At 32.0% G+C, this 18,364-nt stretch carries 11 protein-coding genes; 3 read left to right on the top strand and 8 right to left on the bottom strand.

The features are described 5' to 3' along the window. Nucleotides 1-9 precede the first annotated feature (9 nt). The 5 genes from gloB to CJ192_RS03185 form a co-directional block, all read right to left on the bottom strand. Nucleotides 10-696: a hydroxyacylglutathione hydrolase gene (gene gloB, locus CJ192_RS03165; protein WP_102197743.1), complete on the bottom strand. Its 687-nt coding sequence runs from the start codon at nt 694-696 to the stop codon at nt 10-12. A 241-nt stretch (nt 697-937) separates the two neighbouring features. Beyond that, nucleotides 938-1,837 carry an L-serine ammonia-lyase, iron-sulfur-dependent, subunit alpha gene (gene sdaAA / locus CJ192_RS03170; RefSeq protein WP_102197744.1) on the bottom strand — a complete coding sequence of 300 codons (900 nt, stop codon included), beginning with the start codon at nt 1,835-1,837 and terminating at the stop codon, nt 938-940. Then, nucleotides 1,837-2,502: an L-serine ammonia-lyase, iron-sulfur-dependent subunit beta gene (gene sdaAB, locus CJ192_RS03175; RefSeq protein WP_004817657.1), complete on the bottom strand. Its 666-nt coding sequence runs from the start codon at nt 2,500-2,502 to the stop codon at nt 1,837-1,839. Before sdaAB ends, sdaAA begins: the two co-directional genes overlap by 1 nt. A gap of 123 nt (nt 2,503-2,625) precedes the next feature. Then, on the bottom strand, nt 2,626-3,357 hold the full coding sequence (locus tag CJ192_RS03180) for a YwaF family protein (RefSeq protein ID WP_102197745.1): 732 nt from the start codon (nt 3,355-3,357) through the stop codon (nt 2,626-2,628). 78 nt (nt 3,358-3,435) lie between these two features. Next, a complete protein-coding gene (locus tag CJ192_RS03185; RefSeq protein ID WP_102197746.1) occupies nt 3,436-4,383 on the bottom strand; it encodes a serine hydrolase in 948 nt (315 codons plus the stop codon). Between the two features lie 154 nt (nt 4,384-4,537). Between CJ192_RS03185 and CJ192_RS03190 the strand changes: the two genes are divergently transcribed. Continuing rightward, a complete protein-coding gene (locus CJ192_RS03190) occupies nt 4,538-5,545 on the top strand; it encodes a potassium channel family protein (RefSeq protein ID WP_102197747.1) in 1,008 nt (335 codons plus the stop codon). A 218-nt stretch (nt 5,546-5,763) separates the two neighbouring features. Here the strand turns inward: CJ192_RS03190 and CJ192_RS03195 are convergent, their stop codons facing one another. The 3 genes from CJ192_RS03195 to CJ192_RS03205 all read right to left on the bottom strand — a co-directional run bounded on the left by CJ192_RS03195 (nt 5,764) and on the right by CJ192_RS03205 (nt 13,774). Next, the gene (locus CJ192_RS03195) at nt 5,764-6,723 is read right to left on the bottom strand and encodes an alpha/beta fold hydrolase (protein ID WP_244897272.1); all 960 of its coding nucleotides are present in this window, start codon (nt 6,721-6,723) and stop codon (nt 5,764-5,766) included. A 204-nt stretch (nt 6,724-6,927) separates the two neighbouring features. Continuing rightward, nucleotides 6,928-12,459 (bottom strand): InlB B-repeat-containing protein, encoded by a 5,532-nt coding sequence (locus CJ192_RS09260; protein ID WP_102197748.1) that lies wholly within the window; start codon nt 12,457-12,459, stop codon nt 6,928-6,930. 709 nt (nt 12,460-13,168) lie between these two features. Next, complete coding sequence (locus CJ192_RS03205; RefSeq protein ID WP_102197749.1) at nt 13,169-13,774, bottom strand: CadD family cadmium resistance transporter; 606 nt, start codon at nt 13,772-13,774, stop codon at nt 13,169-13,171. 1,836 nt (nt 13,775-15,610) lie between these two features. Here CJ192_RS03205 and CJ192_RS03215 point away from each other — a divergent pair. Beyond that, nucleotides 15,611-16,060 carry a CopY/TcrY family copper transport repressor gene (locus CJ192_RS03215; protein WP_102197750.1) on the top strand — a complete coding sequence of 150 codons (450 nt, stop codon included), beginning with the start codon at nt 15,611-15,613 and terminating at the stop codon, nt 16,058-16,060. A 19-nt stretch (nt 16,061-16,079) separates the two neighbouring features. Next, nucleotides 16,080-18,182 carry a heavy metal translocating P-type ATPase gene (locus CJ192_RS03220; protein ID WP_102197751.1) on the top strand — a complete coding sequence of 701 codons (2,103 nt, stop codon included), beginning with the start codon at nt 16,080-16,082 and terminating at the stop codon, nt 18,180-18,182. Nucleotides 18,183-18,364: the final 182 nt, after the last annotated feature.

An 18,364-nucleotide genomic window follows, 5' to 3' on the forward strand; every position in this document is an offset into this window, starting at 1 on the left:
AATTTTAAGTCAATTTTTAATTCTTATAAATTCCTTAAATTCGTCCAAATCCTTTGCCATAAAAAATGGATTTATCAAAAATTCTTTTTCAACGCTTGTTGGAAGACTAGAAAGCCCCTTTGAAATTTTTTCCTTAGCCTCATCTATTGCCTCATCCATAATTTTATCCTTAATAATTTTTTTTGATGATTTTAAACAATCGACAGTATATTCATGGGCTGGATAAAACAAAGTATTCTTATCTAAATTTTTAATTTTTTGAACAGATTCAAATGAACTTTGATAATCTCCTGTAAATACCCTTCCACATCCTGAAGAAAATATAGTATCCCCACAAAAAAGGTTATTTTCTACTAAATATGATATATGTTCTTCAGTATGGCCATTTGTTTTTAAAACTTTAAAAATAAATCCTAGAAGTTCAAATTCATCCGAATCTTTTAGAGTTTTATCATTTAAATTTTCAGTTTCAATAGGTCCATAAACTGTAGCGTTTTTAAATTTTTCTTTCAATTCTTTTACCCCACCAACATGGTCCATATGTTTGTGGGTTAGTAAAATTGCATATAAATTTTTATCTTCTAAATATTTAAAACAAGGATAAGCCTCGCCTGGATCAATTAAAATTACATTTTTTCCCTTTTCAATTGTCCAAATATAATTATCTTCAAAAGCTCTAATAAAATTAATTTTCATATAAACTCCTCTCAAAAGACTTATACCCAAAAATGAAAATAAAAAAAAGTAGGCAAAGGCCTACTTATAGTTTTGTGATAATATCTAGTAATTAAAAATTTAAAAATAAAATTAAGCTTAACCTATCTCGACCGACCAGAGGTAGTGGAGAGATCTCTTAAACTCTTTTACTCCCTCATCTATATTCTATCAAGATATAATTTCTTTACTTTGTAAATATTTTAATATAAAATCTAATAATTTATTTATTTTCTTTTGTAGCATCATTTCCTAAAGAGAAAAATTTCTTTCTTATTCTCCTTCCGGTTTCTGTTCCTGCTATCCCACCTATTCCTGTTTCTCTTAAAGATTCTGGCAAGGTTGCTCCAACATCTCCTGCTGCCTTACAAACTTCATCAAAGGGAACAATACTTGTAATTCCTGCCATTGCCATATCTGCAGAAATAAAGGCATTAACAACTCCAGATGCATTTCTAAAAGTACAAGGATATTCTACAAGTCCTGCTATAGGATCACAAACAAGCCCTAAGACATGTAAAAAGGCAAAACTTGCTGCGTGAAAACAAACTTCTGGGCTTTGATCATATAGATAACATGCTGCAGCAGCCCCCATAGCGGCTCCCGAACCTGTTTCTGCTTGGCATCCTCCTTCAGCTCCTGCAAAGGAACCATAAAATCCAATTATTTTTCCAATTCCAATAGCTGTAAGCATGGCATCAACCATTTTTTCATCAGAAAATCCCTCTCTTTTTTTGAGAGAATATAAAATTGCTGGCAAAATTCCAGAAGATCCTGCTGTTGGGCTTGCTACAATTTCACCCATGGCTGCACTTATTTCAAGAGTTGAAAAAGCCATGGCCATAGCCTCAGTTATAAATGATCCTGTAATAGATTTTCCATTTTGAGAATATGTGTTCATTTTTTTTGCAAATCCATCGATCATTCCCATAGCTGTTTTTGTTTCATGATTTAGATTTCCAGTTGCAGACTCTTCCATTACCTTAAACATTTGCCTTAAGTTAAATAAAATATCATCCTTGTTAATTTGCGATGATTTTAATTCTTCTTCTAAAACCAAATCCTTAATATGAAGATTTCTTCTTTGACATTCTTCTATAACTTCTCCAGCTTTTCTAAACATTATCTAACCCCTTCTATATAATTTGCATAATCGTACCTATCATCATTTATAATTTGTTCAATAATACTTTTTTCAAGTTTTTCATTCAATTCAACAATTAAGGTTACCTCATCATCTGATTTAACAGTTTTCATACTTTCAATATTGTAGTCATTGGTTGCCAAAAGTTTACTGACCTTATAAATTACACCCTTTTGTTCCCTATACCTTAAAATAATTGTTGGGAATTTTCCATTATATGAAATTGCCACATCGTTTATCTCAATAATTTCAATATTTCCACCACCAATTGAAGAACCCGTTACTGATGATGTAGTTCCATCTGGATAATAAAAAACTATTTTTGCTGTATTTGGATGTACTGTTCCCAAATCATCTTTTATAAAATGATATTCAAGTCCTCTCTCATCTGCTATTTGAAAAGAATCCCTAAGTCTTTTATCATTTGGTCTAAATCCCAAAACTCCAGCGAGAAGAGCCTTATCTGTTCCGTGTCCCTTATAAGTTTGGGCAAAAGATCCATGTAAATGAAAATCTACCCTAGTAAAACCATCTTTTACAATAGAAATTGCAACTTGCCCAATTCTTGCAGCTCCTGCTGTATGAGATGAAGAAGGGCCAATCATAATCGGTCCAATTATATCAAAAACGCCGTATTCTTTCATAATACCTCCTAATTTTTCATAAAAAACCTTTGCATGCTTTATAAATATTAATAAACTTGTCATTATTATAGTACTCTTTTTCTCAAATAAATAAAAGCCAATTGATTTATTTTTCAAAATAGATCAATCGGCTAATTTTAATTTTTTAAGTATATAATAATTTAAAACAATAGAAAAATTATACAAAATCACAAGCAAAATAAAATAAATAAATCCTGGCAAAATTTCTAGTCTAGATTTAAAAATCGGACTATAAGACAAGTAGGCGTAATTTAAATTGAATTTTAAATTAACTATTTCTGTAACTAGCAAAAATATATTTACAAAATAAAACATGAATTTTAAATTTTCTTTTTTTATCTTAACCTCATCTACGAACAAAAAGAAAAGAGAGGTCCAAAATACCAAATAATGAGTTAAAAAGAAATTTACATACATTATATGTGGCCAGGAATAAGCCATTAAGTCTGGGTATATTAGTCCAATAATTCCCCCAATTAACCCCCAAAATATAGTCAAAATTTTAAAATTCTTTGAATTAAACAAAAAAGCAAAAATACCACTATAAATACTAATCCTGCAGGTATATAAAGGCAGCCCTTCGCTAATTCCATCTTTTCTTATAAAAAAGATAAAATATAAAAAACTTATTTGCTGAAAAAACAATAAAAATGTAAGTATATATTTTACTAACCTATATAGTTTTTTATTTTCTTGAATTTTTCTCCTATAAAAATAAATCAAGCTACCTACAAGTATGAATACCAAAAATAGGACAAGGTGGACCGATCCATAAGAGTTAAAAATAAATCCGTCTTCGTTTTTTCTAAAAAAATTTTCTAAAAATATTTCCATGATATCTCCTAAATATAATATAAAATATCATATAATAAATTATAAATTTAGTCTAGAAAATTTTAAACATATAATACCTTATTCATATTCCATGAAAGCCTCAGAAATTCTTTGACCTAAATTTTGCATACAAGTAAATTGTGGACCTTGGCCATGGTTAACAGGATATGGATACTGACTTAAAAAAGAAATAGCAAAAACTTTTCCACCAATACTTATAATAGCTATATCATTTTCAACCCCCTTATCAGGTATTTCTCCAGACTTTGAATATACCTTAGCATCTTTGGGTAAATTTCCTAATAATTTAAATTTTGATGTGGTATTATTTTCTCCCATAGCCTCCATCATTTTATTAGCATGATCTTTATTTACAAATTTTCCAAAATAAATATCCCTAAGAGCCATATTTAAATCTCTAGCACTTGCCATATTTTCCTTTCCTTCATGGAGCATCTTCCTATATAGTCCCGTTTTATTTTCTCCAGTAATTTTTTTTATTGTATCATTAATTTTTTGACTAGAAACTTCCATGTCATAATTTCCAATCAAATCAATCAGCCTATTTGCAGACTCATTATTAGAATCTTTTAACATCAAATAAATATCATTTTCAACATTTTTTTCATCCAAAATCCCCTCTTCAACCTGCCTATAAGCCTCAAGAGCTAGGAAAATTTTAATGGTTGATGCAGATGGAAGGCTTTCTATATTAGAATTTGAACTTTTATAAATAGAAATATCAAAATCACCATCTAAAGAATCAACAGCCACCTGCCAATCCCCTTCCAAATTTCCACACTCCTGATCGATAATTTCTTCTATTTTTTCTGATAAAGTTTTATCCTTACCTACTTCATCATCTTTTTCTTTCTTCTTCTTTTTTACATAATTATTACTGTTTTTTTCATCAATAATTATCCTCTTATTATTTTTCTTAATATTTTTATTTGTAGAATTTATAATAAAAATTGACACAATTATGATTAAAAAAATAATAAATAAATATCTTAACTTGTTTTTCATATTCTCCTCAAATTTTTTTTAATATCTAATTAAATGCTAGACTATATAAATCTAAGTGTCAAATACAATTATTTTTAAAATATTAATAACAGTTAATAAGTATTTTAGTATTTTCTAACAAATTATATTATAATCAAAGTAACGAGGAGATATTATGGAAGAGAAAAGAAAACTTAAATTTATTTTTTATGCCTTTGTTCTTTTGTTAATTATTGGCATAATTGGTTATATGAAATTATTAGAAATAGACTTTGTTGATGCCTTATATATGACAGTTATAACTATATCAACTGTAGGTTTTACTGAGTTAGGAAAAACCAGCAACCAATCTGAAATTTTTTCGGTAATAATGATATTTTTGGGAGTTGGTATAGTTGGTTATGCATTTACAACAGTTGTAGCTATGCTTGTAGAAGGAAAGTTTTTAGATTTATGGAAGGGAAATAAGATGGAAAGAAAAATCGCAGCCTTAAATAACCATTATATAATTTGTGGGTCTGGTGAACTTGCAGAAGTAATTATAAATAAATTTATAGATGAAAAATTAGATTTTGTTGTTATAACAGACAAACATGAAGACCTTGATGATTATAGTCACCATAATATTTTAGTTATAGAAGGCCATTCTACTGAAGAAGAGATTTTAGAAAAAGCCGGAGTTACAAAAGCCAAAGGCCTAATTTCAACTTTGGATTCTGAAGTTGATAACATAGTAACAGTACTTACAGCAAGAAATTTAAACAAAAAAATATATATAATAGCAAATTCTATCACAAAAGCAGGCAGTAAAAAATTATTAAAAGTTGGTGCAAACAAAACCCTATCAGCAGTTGAAATTAGTGGAAAAAGAATGGCATCTTTAATGATAAAACCTAATATAATTTCATTTTTAGATGTGGCAACAAGAATTGGAGATGTAGAACTCGACCTTGAAGAAGTAATTATAAAAAAAGACTCCTACCTTGAAAATAAAACCATACTCCAAGCTCAAATCCCCCAAAAAACAGGACTTATAGTTCTTGCAATCAAAAAATTTGAAGATAAAGAAATGATCTTCAATCCACCTGTAGACTATACTTTTAAAATTGGAGATGTTCTTATAGTTCTGGGTCGAGAAGAACAAGTTGATAAATTAAAATATTTAGGAGAAGAATTAAAATAAGGCTATTAATAAAAAAATATCCTCAGAGCGTAGAAAAAGTCAGTTTAATAATTAATCAATGATTTAAAAATAAAATTACGCTAAAACCTATCTCGACTAGATGATTGTACCTTGAGTTGGTACAATCATCCCTAAAAATTAGTGTGAGTGAAACGAACGCATGGAGAGATCTCATTAGATTTCTCCGCTCGTTGCACTCGGTCGAAATGAGAAAATTTTTAGTTTATCAACAGTCTGAGGCTATTAATAAAAAATAGCCTTTTTCTATAAGAATTCATCCCTAATAATTTTAGAAATTTCCATAAATTATCCCTAAAAATATAATGGCTTCCTTCAAGCAAATAAATCTTCCCATTTTTATTTAAAAAAGAATTTTTAGTTTCAATATATCTCCAGTCCTTCTTCCCTTTCTCTTTTTTAACAAGAATAAATATTTTTTTAATATTTTCAGGATAGGTTAAATTTTTGATCCTTTTCCAATTTTTCTCAAAATTTATCCCCTCATTCAAATTATCTTCATTTGCAAAATCCCTATAAAGCCTATAGCTTAACTGATTTTTAATCTCTTTATTATAATAATTATTACTTGCAATAAAAAAATCAGATTTAAATAAGGATATAAGCCTAATAAATCCTAGTTTATTTGCCCATTTTCTAAGATTTGGAAAAAATATATTTCCAGTATATTTTAATTGATTAGGAACTGATGTATCCATGCCAATAAAGCCAATAACTTCATCCTTGTACTTATTTAAATAATATAAAGAATAAATACCCGAAATTGAATGAGAACACAAAATATACTTTCTAAATCCCAATATTTTTATAGTCTCATGAAGTTCAGATGTAATATTTTCCACACTTCTAGATCTCCCACTTATATCAGAATCCCCATATCCAAAAGGCTCAATTGCCACCACATGAAAATCTTTAGATAATTCATCAATCAAGGGCAAAAAATCAAGTCCAGGACCAATAGTCCCATAACCAGGACTTAAAATTATTATCTTATTATTTTCAAATCCTTTTTCAACTACATTTATTTTCTTACCAAAAACTTCAATATTTTCCCCATAGTCTTTTATTTTATCTTTTTCCTTAAACAATAAAAATTTATTAAGTAAAAAATTCAAAAAAATAAAAATTAATATTATTAATAAAAGTTTAAAAATCACCATAAAATTCACCCTAAAATATATTTCTAAAAATTTTATACCCAAATTTAAAAGTATAATATGACAGATTTTCCTAAAATTAATCTAGTATATTAATTATTATTATACTTATATATTTTTATATAAATTTAAAATAACTTAAAAAAAGCGATGAGTAAGATAGACTAGCTAGCTTACTTCATCGCTTTTCTCATTTAATAAAATTTATTATTTTTTTCTTTTTTTACTTGCAAACAAACCTGCAATAGCTGCTGATAAAATTCCTCCTATTTTTCCTAAAGACTCTACTCCTGTTTGAACATTTTCTTTCACATCATTTGTCCTAGTTACTTGAACTTTTCTATTATTTAAAGAATTTTCTTTATTATCTTCAGGTTTTTTAGTAATTTTATCATCACTTGGATTTGTTTTAGAATTATTTTCTCTACCATTTGGCTTTGTACGAGGTCTTGGATTTTCTCCTGGTTTATTTCCTTCGCCCGGTCTTGTTCCCGGATTATCTGGATTATCTCCTTCACCTGGTCTTGTGCCTGGCTTATCTGGATTATCTCCTTCGCCTGGTCTTGTGCCTGGTTTATCTGGATTGTCTCCTTCGCCCGGTCTTGTTCCTGGATTTTCAGGATTGTCTCCTTCGTCTGAATTTGTGCCTGGGTTTGGACTTACTTCTATATCTTCCCAAATGGCTGTTACTGTTGTATTCTCATTTACAGTGATTTCTTCACCTTCAGCGTATTCTCTATCACCTATTTTCCATGCTTTGAATTTTTTGTTTGCTGGAGCTTTGAAACCATTAGTTGATAAAGTGTATTTTGAACCTTTTGTTAGTTCTACTCTATCCATTGAACCTGTTCCTTCGCCTGGTTCATAGCTTACTTGGACTTTTTCTGTAACTGGTGGGGTGATTTTTATATCTTCCCAGATAGCTGTTACTATTGTATTTTCATTTATAGTGATTTCTTCACCTGCAGAATATTCTTTATCACCTATTTTCCAGCCTTTGAATTTTTTCTTATCTGGAGCTTTAAAGCTATTGGCTAATAAAGTGTATTTTGAACCTTTTGTTAGTTCTACTCTATCCATTGAACCTGTTCCTTCGCCTGGTTCATAGCTTACTTGGACTTTTTCTTTGGCTGGTGGGGTGATTTTTATATCTTCCCAAACAGCTGTTACTGTTGTATCTTTATCTACTGTGATTTCGTCACCTGCAGCGTATTCTGTATCACCTATTTTCCAGCCTTTGAACTTTTTCTTATCTGGTGCTTCGAATCCATTGGCTGATAGAATATATTTTGAACCTTTTTCAAGTTTTGCCCCATTCATTGTGCCTGAGCCTTCTCCTGGATCATAGCTTACTTGAACTTCTTCTTTGGCTGGTGGGGTAGTTTCTATATCTTCCCAAACAGCTGTTGCTGTTGTATTCTCATTTACTATGATTTCAGCACCTACAGCATATTCTGTATCACCTATTTTCCATGCTTTGAATTTTTTGTTTTCTGGAGCTGTAAAACCATTAGCTGATAAAGTGTATTTTGAACCTTTTGTTAGTTCTTTGCCTTCCATGCTTCCACTTCCACCATTACTCTCGTAAATAACTTTTACTTTTTCTGTAACTGGTGGAGTTTCAGGTGTTTTATTTTTCCAGATAGCTGTGATTACGGTGTCTTTGTCTACAGTGATTTCTGAGTTTGGAGATAATTTTTCTCCATTTACTTCCCATCTATCGAATTCTTTATTTTCTGGTGCTGTAAATGTATTGGCTAGGAGTTTGTAGGTTGAGCCTTTTGTTACTTCTGCTCCGTCCATTGTTCCGCTTCCACCATTGGAATTGTAGCTTACTTTTACTTTGATATCTTTCCAAATTGCTTTGACTTCTGTATCTTCATTTACTGTTATTTCTGCATCTGGGGTGTATTCCTTATCACCTATTTTCCAACCGGCAAATTCTTTGTTTGTTGGAGCTGTAAATTTGTTTGATGAAAGCTTGTAAGTTGAACCTTTTGTTAGTTCGGTGCCATCCATACTTCCTGAACCACCGTTTGCATCATAACTTACTTTTACTTTGATGTCTTTCCAAATTGCTGTTACAGTTGTATCTTCATTTACGTTGATTTCTGTATCTGGTTCGTATTCTGTTTCGCCTATTTTCCAACCGGCAAATTCTTTGTTTTCTGGAGCGGTGAAGCCATTTGCTGATAGTTTGTAGGGTGAACCTTTTACTAGTTCTTTACCTTCCATACTTCCAGTTCCACCATTACCATCATAACTTACTTTTACTTTGTCATCTTTCCAAATTGCTATAACTTCGGTATCTCCATTTACAGTAATTTTATCACCTGGATTTTTATCTTCATTTCCAATTTTCCAGTGACTAAATATTTTGTTTTCTGGAGCTGTAAACCCATTTGCAGGTAGTTCATATTCATTGCCTTTTTTTATTAATTTTTCAGGCATACTACCCGTTCCTGTATTTCCATTGAAAGTAACTTTGTATTCAATGTCTTTCCAAATAGCTTTTACTATTGTATCTTTATCTAAAGTTATTTCTGCGTTAGGAGCTAATTTTTGACCATCTACTTCCCATGTATCAAATTCTTGGTTTTCTGGAGCTGTGAAAGTATTTGAGGATAGGGTGTATTTTGTGCCTTTCTTTTGGATTGCACCCTTCATTTCTCCACTTCCACCGTTTGGTTCATAGCTTACCTTTACTTCTATGTCTTTCCAAATCGCTTTTACTACTGTATCCTTATCTAAGGTTATTTCGCTTCCAGGTGCTACTTCTTGTCCATTTACTTCCCATATTTTGAATTCTTGATTCTCGTTAGGTGCTTTAAATGTATTGGCTAATAATGTATATTTTGAGCCTTTGTTTTGTGTTGCTCCAGCCATATTTCCACTACCACCATTGGCATCGTAGCTTACTTTAACTTGGATCTTTTTCCAGATGGCTTTGATTACGGTGTCTTTGTCTATTTTGATTGATGTTCCAGCTGCTACTTTTTCACCATTTACTTCCCAAGTGTCAAATTCTTGAGTTTCGTCTGGAGCATTAAAAGTATTTTCTAATACTGTATAGTTTGAGCCTTTGTCTACAGTTTTTCCAGCCATTGTTCCTTTTCCACCGTTGCCATCGTAAGTTACGTTGACTTGAATCTTTTTCCAGATGGCTTTGATTACGGTGTCTTTGTCTATTTTGATTTCTGTTCCTGGTTCTACTCTTTTACCATCTACTTCCCAGGCATCAAATTCTTGAGTGTCATCTGGAGCTGTGAAAGCATTTGGTAATACTGTGTAGCCTGATCCTTTGTCAACTTCTTCACCTGTCATGTCACCAGACCCGCCGTTACCATCGTAGATTACCTTTACTTTGATTTTTTTCCAAAGAGCTTTAACTACGGTGTTATCATTAACTTTGATTTCTGTTCCTGGTTCTACTCTTTTACCATCTACTTCCCAGGCATCAAATTCTTGAGTGTCATCTGGGGCTGTGAAAGCATTTGGTAATACTGTGTACTCTGATCCCTTGTTAAGCACCTTGCTTTCCATATCGCCGGTGCCAGAGTTAGGGTCGTAGCTAATAGTGGCAGTTTCAAGCGTCTTAGTTGACGGTTCTGAATCGAGCTTAGTGGTGTCGCCCTCAAGGCCACCATTATCCTTTGCGGTTGCCTTGATAGTTCCACCAACTTCGATGTCTTTCACACTCAGAGTAATCATACCGGTGTTCTCATCAACGCCAGGTCCGCTCCATATATTTTTATCCAAATCTCGAGTCGCAGTAACGGTTTTCTCCGCTCCTGATGCGTCCTTATAGGTGACGGTGTAGGACGCCAAGTCGGTATCATCACCCGGCTTTTCATAGGCAGGCGGAGTGATAGTGACTTTGCCGGTATCCGTATCTACCGCAACTGTAGGTGGTTTTGGTTTAATGTTTTTTACTAGGTCTTTGGCTAGAAATTTAGTTACGTTATTTTCTCTACCGCTCTGTAGTTTATAGGTTCCATCGGGATTTTTTTCATATATCGGATTGCCGTCACTATCCCAATCAACTTCTACATCATTTGGACTGATTATTGTAACATTGCCATCTTTGTCAAATTCTATAAAGGCTTTATCTGAAATAAATCCTGTTCCGTCAGGTAGTTTTGATACTCCACCTTCTGTTGTGTTTGCATCTCTAATTGCCTTATCAATAGCTTTCTTCTCTTCTTCTGTTAATTTGTGAGGATCTCTCACGTCGACTTTGGCGGGGGTTGTTAATACCGGCTGAGATATCGCGCAAGAACGGAATTTATGCGGTTCTTTAACTACGATACCGAAATTTCTTCCGAGTTCTAAATCATCAGCAGCATTAATTTGGAAAGTAACTTTTTTACCGTCCACAGATACTGCTTGAGACATATCTTGTGAGGTAGATTTGTCCACTTTACACTTTCCTTCTTCGCAGAAACCCTTGTCCTCTCCGTCTGTAAATTGTTTGACAAAATAAAATTTAGTACCTGCGGCAACTTCTTTTTCAAGTGTAACGATAATCTGTCCGTCTGTTACTTGGACTTTTTCAATTGTTGGAGCAGCAGATGTTTCCGTTACCGTTTTGATTTTTAGGTCCGTAGCTTCAACTTTTCCGGAAGTTGATTTATCGGTATAGGTCACTTCATAGTAGGCATGATCAGTACCGTCAATAGAAAATTCAACAGATTTAATATCTCCAGCTATTTCAGTGTTTGCATCTTTCAACATTTGAACAGCTTCTGCTTGCTCATCAGCGTTAACTTGGTTGGATGAAGTTTGTTCTATCCAAATTTCTCCACTTGGCATTGTAAGAGTAACTGAAGATGCCTTAGATGGTTGTGCGTTTGCAGTTGTCTCTGTAGATTGTTTACCATCAAATTCTTGATAAGCAGTAACCACATCTCCTTCTGCAACTTTTACTCCTTGAGGTAAATTTACAGTCCATATTGTTCCACTTGTAGGTGTAACGGAAAGAGTGGCTTTAACAACGCCGTCTTTATCCTTTAATGTGACATAAATTGTTCCTCTTGCTGTCTTGCCACCTATTTTTCCTCTGTGTACTTTGCCTCCAGAAATCGTTGTAGCGTCATAAAACACCTTACTAATTGTTGGTGCTTCTGGTATTGTTGCTCTTTCTTCACCAGCAGGTTTGATTTTTGGTGTGTTTTTAACAATAGCTTCTTCAATAAGTCGAGCCTTAGCTTCTTCATAATTTACTGAAGGATCATCCTTGGCTTTTCTAAGTTCAGCCTTTAATTCTTCTACCATGTTGTCATTAAAGTAATAGTCGTTTTCTAGTGAATCTGTCCTAGCTCTAATGGCTTGAATTTCATCAGCTGTAAGAAGTTCTTCATCTTTATCTTCTATCTTACTATCAGAATTTTCTTCCTTTATTATGCCTTCTTCCTTATTTTGACCATCTAGGTTTTGGACTGAAAGATTTTCTTCGCTATCAACTTTGCTATCAGTCTGATCATTTAAAGGTGTGACTTCTTCTTTTTCTTCTTGAACAAAATTATCTTTTTTATCTGAAACTTCAACTTTGTCTTCAACTTGTTGGTTTGTTGAAATTGTATCTTCTTCGCTTGCTTTTGATGTTGGCAAAAACATCATAAAGCCAAGCATGCAAGATACAAGTCCAACGGATAGTTTTCTTGTACCATAAACAGGTTTTCTTTTTTTATCAAAAACCTTCTCTTCAAATATGACTCTATTTTTTTTATATTTTTTCATACTTATCCATTCTTTCTTTTAATATATAAGACGTTCTTTGTTATAATAATACCCCCATCTTAAGCTTTTAAAAGTATTTTTTAAATTTATTTTATATATTTCTCAAAATACATTTTAAAATATTTGTTTCATAAAAAATCTAAATTTTTAATCTTCAATTTAAATAATTTTATAGCAATTTTCTTTTTGTTCATATAATAAAAAAAAGAGTAGCTTTAAAAGGCTACTCTAATATAAATTTATTATTTTTTTCGTAATAAGGCTACAGCTTCCACATGGCTTGAGTGATCAGTATTGATAAATTTTAATATTTAAGTAAGTGTCGTATGTGAGAATATATCCATAAGTATATTTCTTATATTTTAAATTATCTCTAAATCTAAATTTACTTATAAAATATGATTATCATTTGTATAAATAAAATACTATAAATATAGTAGACGAGATTTATCGAAATTTATTTATTATTTTTTGTTTTGCTATTACATAGTCTTTTGAGTGTTCTTCAAATAGAACTTCTTTTTTATTGTTCAGTCTTCTATTAGCATAATTTACCTCTCATATCACAGGCAAGAAAATAACACTTATTTTTAACATCCTACACAATTCCTCCTTCTCATATTTCTTTGGACAGATAAGAGAATTTTAAGTAAACAAAAAAGACCTACTAAAGATTTCCTTTAATAGGTCCGAATATAAAAATAAACTATTAACTTGTAATTAGGGATATGAAATAATTAATCGTTCCATTTTCAGTTAATATATATAGACCGAGTCCAATAAACACGACTGGTACAATTATTTTTTCGTACTTTTCTACAATCTCTCCGATAGCAGAAATTGAGGCGAGATTTTGAGATAATTTGCATAGAACTAAAATCCCTAAGACAAATATTACTAAACTTATACTAATCTCAATCAAACTCTTTCCTGTAAAATAGGGGATATAAATTCCTAAATTATCTCCACCCATTGCCACTGTTAAACTTGTAAATGCTAAGATTTTTGATCCATTTCCAGTAATTTTTCCCTCGATGTCTTCTTCATCAATATCTTCATCCACAAAAATTGCTCTTATACCAAGACCTAGTGGAATTAGACCAAGAAGTCCGATAATCCAATCTTGTGGAATAAAATTTAAAAAGTAAGCGGCAATAAGACTAACCAGTACAAGCAGTCCTGTACCTATATACTGTCCTGCATAAATTGATTTCAAACCTTCCTTGCCTTGAATGGCGAATAAAATAGTCAAAACAACTAAGTAGTCAATTGATGTAGAGACAAAAACTAATAAAGCGGATACTATTGTTTCCATTATTTCTCCTTTCAAAATGTTTAATTTTTTAGACAATCAAAAATTGACTGCAAATACATTGTGCCTTGGCAATTGCCAATGGAGACATTCGAAGAAATAACTTCACAATTTTCCCACCTTTCCTTTTAATATTAGTTAAAGTATACTAAAACAGTCGGATTTTGTCAATTATGCTGATAGATATACAAATTTATGGATATTCTTATCATTGTTCCATTACCTTTAATTAAATTTACATCACATAGGTGTTATAGTTATTTTAGAGTAACAAGATATTTATAATAAAAGGCACAATATTATTAACTGATCTCTAAAAGTTTGACTTAAAACCAACTAATAGTTGATAATTTATTTAGTTTAATTTATTTTAATATATTATATATGATTATGCTGTATATACACCCCTAAGATTTTTACTATTGATATGTTCCCGTAAGGTATCTTCCAAATAGAAAAATGGCTTTTAAGATTTCTTCTAAAATCCTAAAAGCCATTGGTTTCAACAGTTTTATAGCTTGTTATTCTATTTTTTTGACATCAATACTACACTCTCGACGTGGCTTGAGTGGTCAGTATGGATAAAATTTGAGATTTTTCAAAAGCCTCGTTCTTGGGAATATATCTACTCCTTTTATTCTTTCTTCTTCACTACCTATTAATACTGAATATTTTAAGATATCAGGGTGGGACCACCCTTCTATCTCTTCTTTCCAAGTATATCTGGCAACTCTTAATGGTACTATGATTAAAACTTTAGAATTGCAAAAGCATCAAAGAATAAATCTTTTATAGCCATTAGGCCTATAACCACCTTGTCTAAACCCATATCTAGTAAAAGTGACGATTTTCTATTTTCTTTTATAAATTCAGTAGGATAGTTTTTATATTTACGTAGAGTGTATTCTAAGTTGTCATCTTCGATTCTCTTTATTATTTCATCGATATTTTCTTTAAAATCAAGAACATAAACATTAATTTAATTTTTTAAATGTCCTTATCCTTTTTTTGAATTGGTCTTGGTTCTCTTCCAGGTCTTTTTTTTTCAATAAATTCAATCTTTGCTTTTGGCAGAAGTATTATCCTATCTGGTATTCCTGTCATTGATGGGGATGTAGCCGTCTATTCACTTTTATCTTATCAACTAAACTTGATTCTATCACCTTTTCTTACATTGATATTTCAAGCTTCATAGTTATTGTGTGAAGATTTCTCCTATAACCTTTATATAAAGACAAATTTTAAATTCATTACTATATAGCCTTCGAAACTTGCACAATAACCAATTTACATAAAATCACTTTTTAATTTTAGTCCTTGATTCTTAACACCATCTCAAAGTTTTAGCCCATTAATTCCATTGGATAAAAGTACAGAATAAAAATCGGTTGTAAACCTTACATAGTCACTAATTTTAAAAACAATAGGCCCTATATTCTTGTGAGAAACTTCTACAGATTTTTCTTAATAAGATGAATCAATTGCACAACTTTCATTTTAATAAATCTACAAATTTTGAGTAAAGTTCCTGAAGTGAATTAAACAAACTACCATAAAAAATAAAAGGGTAGAATTTGTGAAATTTATAACTATATATTTAGCTAAACAATAAATTCAGAAAAGGTATCATCATATTTATCATATTATTAATAATAAGGAATTAAAAGAGCGATAAATGTAAATCAATGATAACCTTATAAATCGTACTGGGAAGAAATTGGAAAATACGTAATAATTGTTGATTACATTTATTAAAAATACTTGACAAGATAAGTTTACAAGAGTAAACTTATTTTAAGTATTAAGTCTACAATTGTAAACGGAAAGGAGGGAAAGAAAATGGATGCAATAGTATATAATACTCATATCACAGATGCTGAATGGGAAGTCATGCGTGTAGTTTGGGCAAATGATCGAGTAACTAGTAAAAAAGTCATTTCCGTATTGCAAGAAAAAATGGACTGGACACAATCCACTATCAAAACGATCTTAGGTCGATTAGTTGAAAAAGGCGTACTAAATACTGAGCAAGAAGGTAGAAAGTTTATTTACACTGCCAATATTGAAGAGAAAGAAGCCGTAAAGGATTATGTAGAAGATATTTTTAACCGTATTTGCAATAAGAAAGTCGGAAATGTAATAGGAAGCATCATTGAAGATCATGTTTTAAGCTTCGATGATATAGATCGATTAGAAAGAATATTAGAGATGAAAAAATCTTTCGCAGTAGAAGAAGTGGATTGCAATTGTCCAGAAGGACAATGCAAATGTCATTTACATCATCATTAAGAATAAGGAGGAATTTAAAATGAACAATAACAACAAACATTCATCCCACAGTCACCATAATCATGGCGATATGGATCATTCAAAACATGAGCACGTAAGCACGGAAGAACATGGATACCATAAGGATAAACATCAAGAACATCATGCTGGGCATGATCACAGCGGACACAGTGGGCATGACCACCATCATCACGGTAACTTTAAGGAACTTTTCTTAAAATCATTGCCACTAGGAATCATTATTATGCTCTTATCCCCTATGGCTGGGTTTGACCTACCATTCCAGTTTACTTTTCCATATTCTGATATTGTAGTAGCTATTTTATCTACTATATTAATTATTTATGGTGGACGTCCATTCTATCAAGGGGCAGTTGACGAATTTAAACAAAAAGAACCTGGAATGATGGCTCTCGTTTCTTTAGGATTAAGTGTTTCATATTTATATAGTATTTATACTGTAATAGCAAGCTACGTAACAGGTGAACAAATTATGGATTTTTTCTTTGAATTTGCTTCATTACTATTAATCATGTTATTAGGTCACTGGATTGAGATGAAAGCTATTGGAGAAGCAGGAGACGCACAAGCAGAATTGGCTAAGTTAGTGCCGAAAGATGCTCACGTTGTATTAGATGACGATTCAATAGAAACACGACCAGTTGCTGACTTAAAGGTAGGTGATTTAATTCGAGTTCAAGCTGGAGAAAATGTGCCAGCAGATGGAACTATCGAGCGTGGCGAATCACGTCTAAATGAAGCTCTTTTGACTGGAGAATCAAAAGCAGTTAAAAAAGGTCCTGGCGATGAAGTAATCGGAGGCTCAACAAATGGAGAAGGAGTTCTTTATATTAAAGTGAATGAGACAGGTGATAAGTCCTTTATCTCTCAAGTTCAGAATTTAATCAGCCAAGCTCAAAGTCAGCCTTCCAGAGCAGAAAATATTGCTCAAAAGGTTGCAGGATGGCTCTTCTATATTGCTGTTATTGTCGCGCTAATTGCTTTTGTAACATGGATGGTTATAGAAGATGTGCCAACGGCAGTTATATTTACTATTACTACATTAGTTATAGCTTGTCCTCACGCTTTGGGTCTAGCTATTCCATCGGTCACCGCTCGTAGCACAAGCTTAGGGGCAAGTCGTGGCTTACTAGTAAAAGATCGAGAATCTTTAGAAATAGCTCAAGATGCAGATGTGATGATTTTAGATAAGACAGGTACTTTAACAACAGGTGAGTTTAAAGTATTAGATGTAAAACTTTTTAATGAAAAATATACAAAAGAAGAAATAATTTCACTATTGGCAGGTATTGAAGGAGGGTCTAGTCACCCTATTGCTCAATCAATTATAAGCTTCGCCGACCAAGAAGGTATAAGTCCAGTATCCTTTGATTCCATTGATGTAATTTCCGGTGCTGGCGTAGAAGGTAAAGCAGGTGGGCACCAATACCAATTAATCAGTCAAAAAGCATACGGACGTAATCTAGATATGGATATTCCAAAAGGAGCAACCCTCAGTGTCTTAGTAGAAAACGATGATGCTATTGGTGCTGTAGCTTTGGGGGATGAATTAAAAGCAACCAGTAAAGAGTTAATAGAAGCTCTTAAAAATAACAATATAGAGCCAATTATGGCAACAGGTGATAATGAAAAAGCAGCTCAAGGCGCGGCAGAAGATTTAGAGATTGAATATAGATCAAATCAATCTCCACAAGACAAATATGAGTTAGTAAAAACACTTAAAGATGAAGGAAAAAAAGTTATCATGGTAGGTGACGGTGTTAATGATGCCCCTTCTCTTGCCTTATCAGACGTTGGTATAGCTATAGGAGCTGGAACCCAAGTGGCATTGGATTCAGCTGATGTCATATTGACTCAATCCGATCCAGGAGATATTGAATCATTCATTGAATTAGCACACAAAACAACTCGTAAAATGAAACAAAACCTCTTTTGGGGAGCCGGTTATAACTTTATAGCTATCCCTCTAGCTGCAGGAATTTTGGCTCCTATTGGTATCACATTAAGCCCTGCATTAGGAGCAATCCTAATGTCTGTGTCAACAGTCATAGTCGCCATTAATGCTATTTTATTAAGTTTAGATCCAAAAAATAACGGTTAACAGATCGAATGATTGAAACTTCTTAAAGTATCAAGATACAATAGTTTTACAGGAGAAAAAGAGATGTAAGTACTGGCTCTTTGCAAAATCGTGTTGATAGAAGTAGACGATTTTTCTACCAACACGATTTTTAATTTATTATAGAACTGATTTATTTTAAAATCCTAAAAGTCACCTATTTC

This window comes from Anaerococcus hydrogenalis, from assembly GCF_002871895.1.
In the GTDB taxonomy this organism is placed as follows: Bacteria; Bacillota; Clostridia; order Tissierellales; family Peptoniphilaceae; genus Anaerococcus; species Anaerococcus hydrogenalis.

What these genes read in the sequence shown, in the direction of transcription:
- CJ192_RS03185 (WP_102197746.1), bottom strand. Translation starts at nt 4,383, where the DNA reads ATGAAAAACAAGTTAAGATATTTATTTATTATTTTTTTAATCATAATT.
- CJ192_RS03195 (WP_244897272.1), bottom strand. Translation starts at nt 6,723, where the DNA reads ATGGTGATTTTTAAACTTTTATTAATAATATTAATTTTTATTTTTTTG.
- CJ192_RS03215 (WP_102197750.1), top strand. Translation starts at nt 15,611, where the DNA reads ATGGATGCAATAGTATATAATACTCATATCACAGATGCTGAATGGGAA.
- sdaAB (WP_004817657.1), bottom strand. Translation starts at nt 2,502, where the DNA reads ATGAAAGAATACGGCGTTTTTGATATAATTGGACCGATTATGATTGGC.
- CJ192_RS03180 (WP_102197745.1), bottom strand. Translation starts at nt 3,357, where the DNA reads ATGGAAATATTTTTAGAAAATTTTTTTAGAAAAAACGAAGACGGATTT.
- sdaAA (WP_102197744.1), bottom strand. Translation starts at nt 1,837, where the DNA reads ATGTTTAGAAAAGCTGGAGAAGTTATAGAAGAATGTCAAAGAAGAAAT.
- gloB (WP_102197743.1), bottom strand. Translation starts at nt 696, where the DNA reads ATGAAAATTAATTTTATTAGAGCTTTTGAAGATAATTATATTTGGACA.
- CJ192_RS03205 (WP_102197749.1), bottom strand. Translation starts at nt 13,774, where the DNA reads ATGGAAACAATAGTATCCGCTTTATTAGTTTTTGTCTCTACATCAATT.
- CJ192_RS09260 (WP_102197748.1), bottom strand. Translation starts at nt 12,459, where the DNA reads ATGAAAAAATATAAAAAAAATAGAGTCATATTTGAAGAGAAGGTTTTT.
- CJ192_RS03220 (WP_102197751.1), top strand. Translation starts at nt 16,080, where the DNA reads ATGAACAATAACAACAAACATTCATCCCACAGTCACCATAATCATGGC.
- CJ192_RS03190 (WP_102197747.1), top strand. Translation starts at nt 4,538, where the DNA reads ATGGAAGAGAAAAGAAAACTTAAATTTATTTTTTATGCCTTTGTTCTT.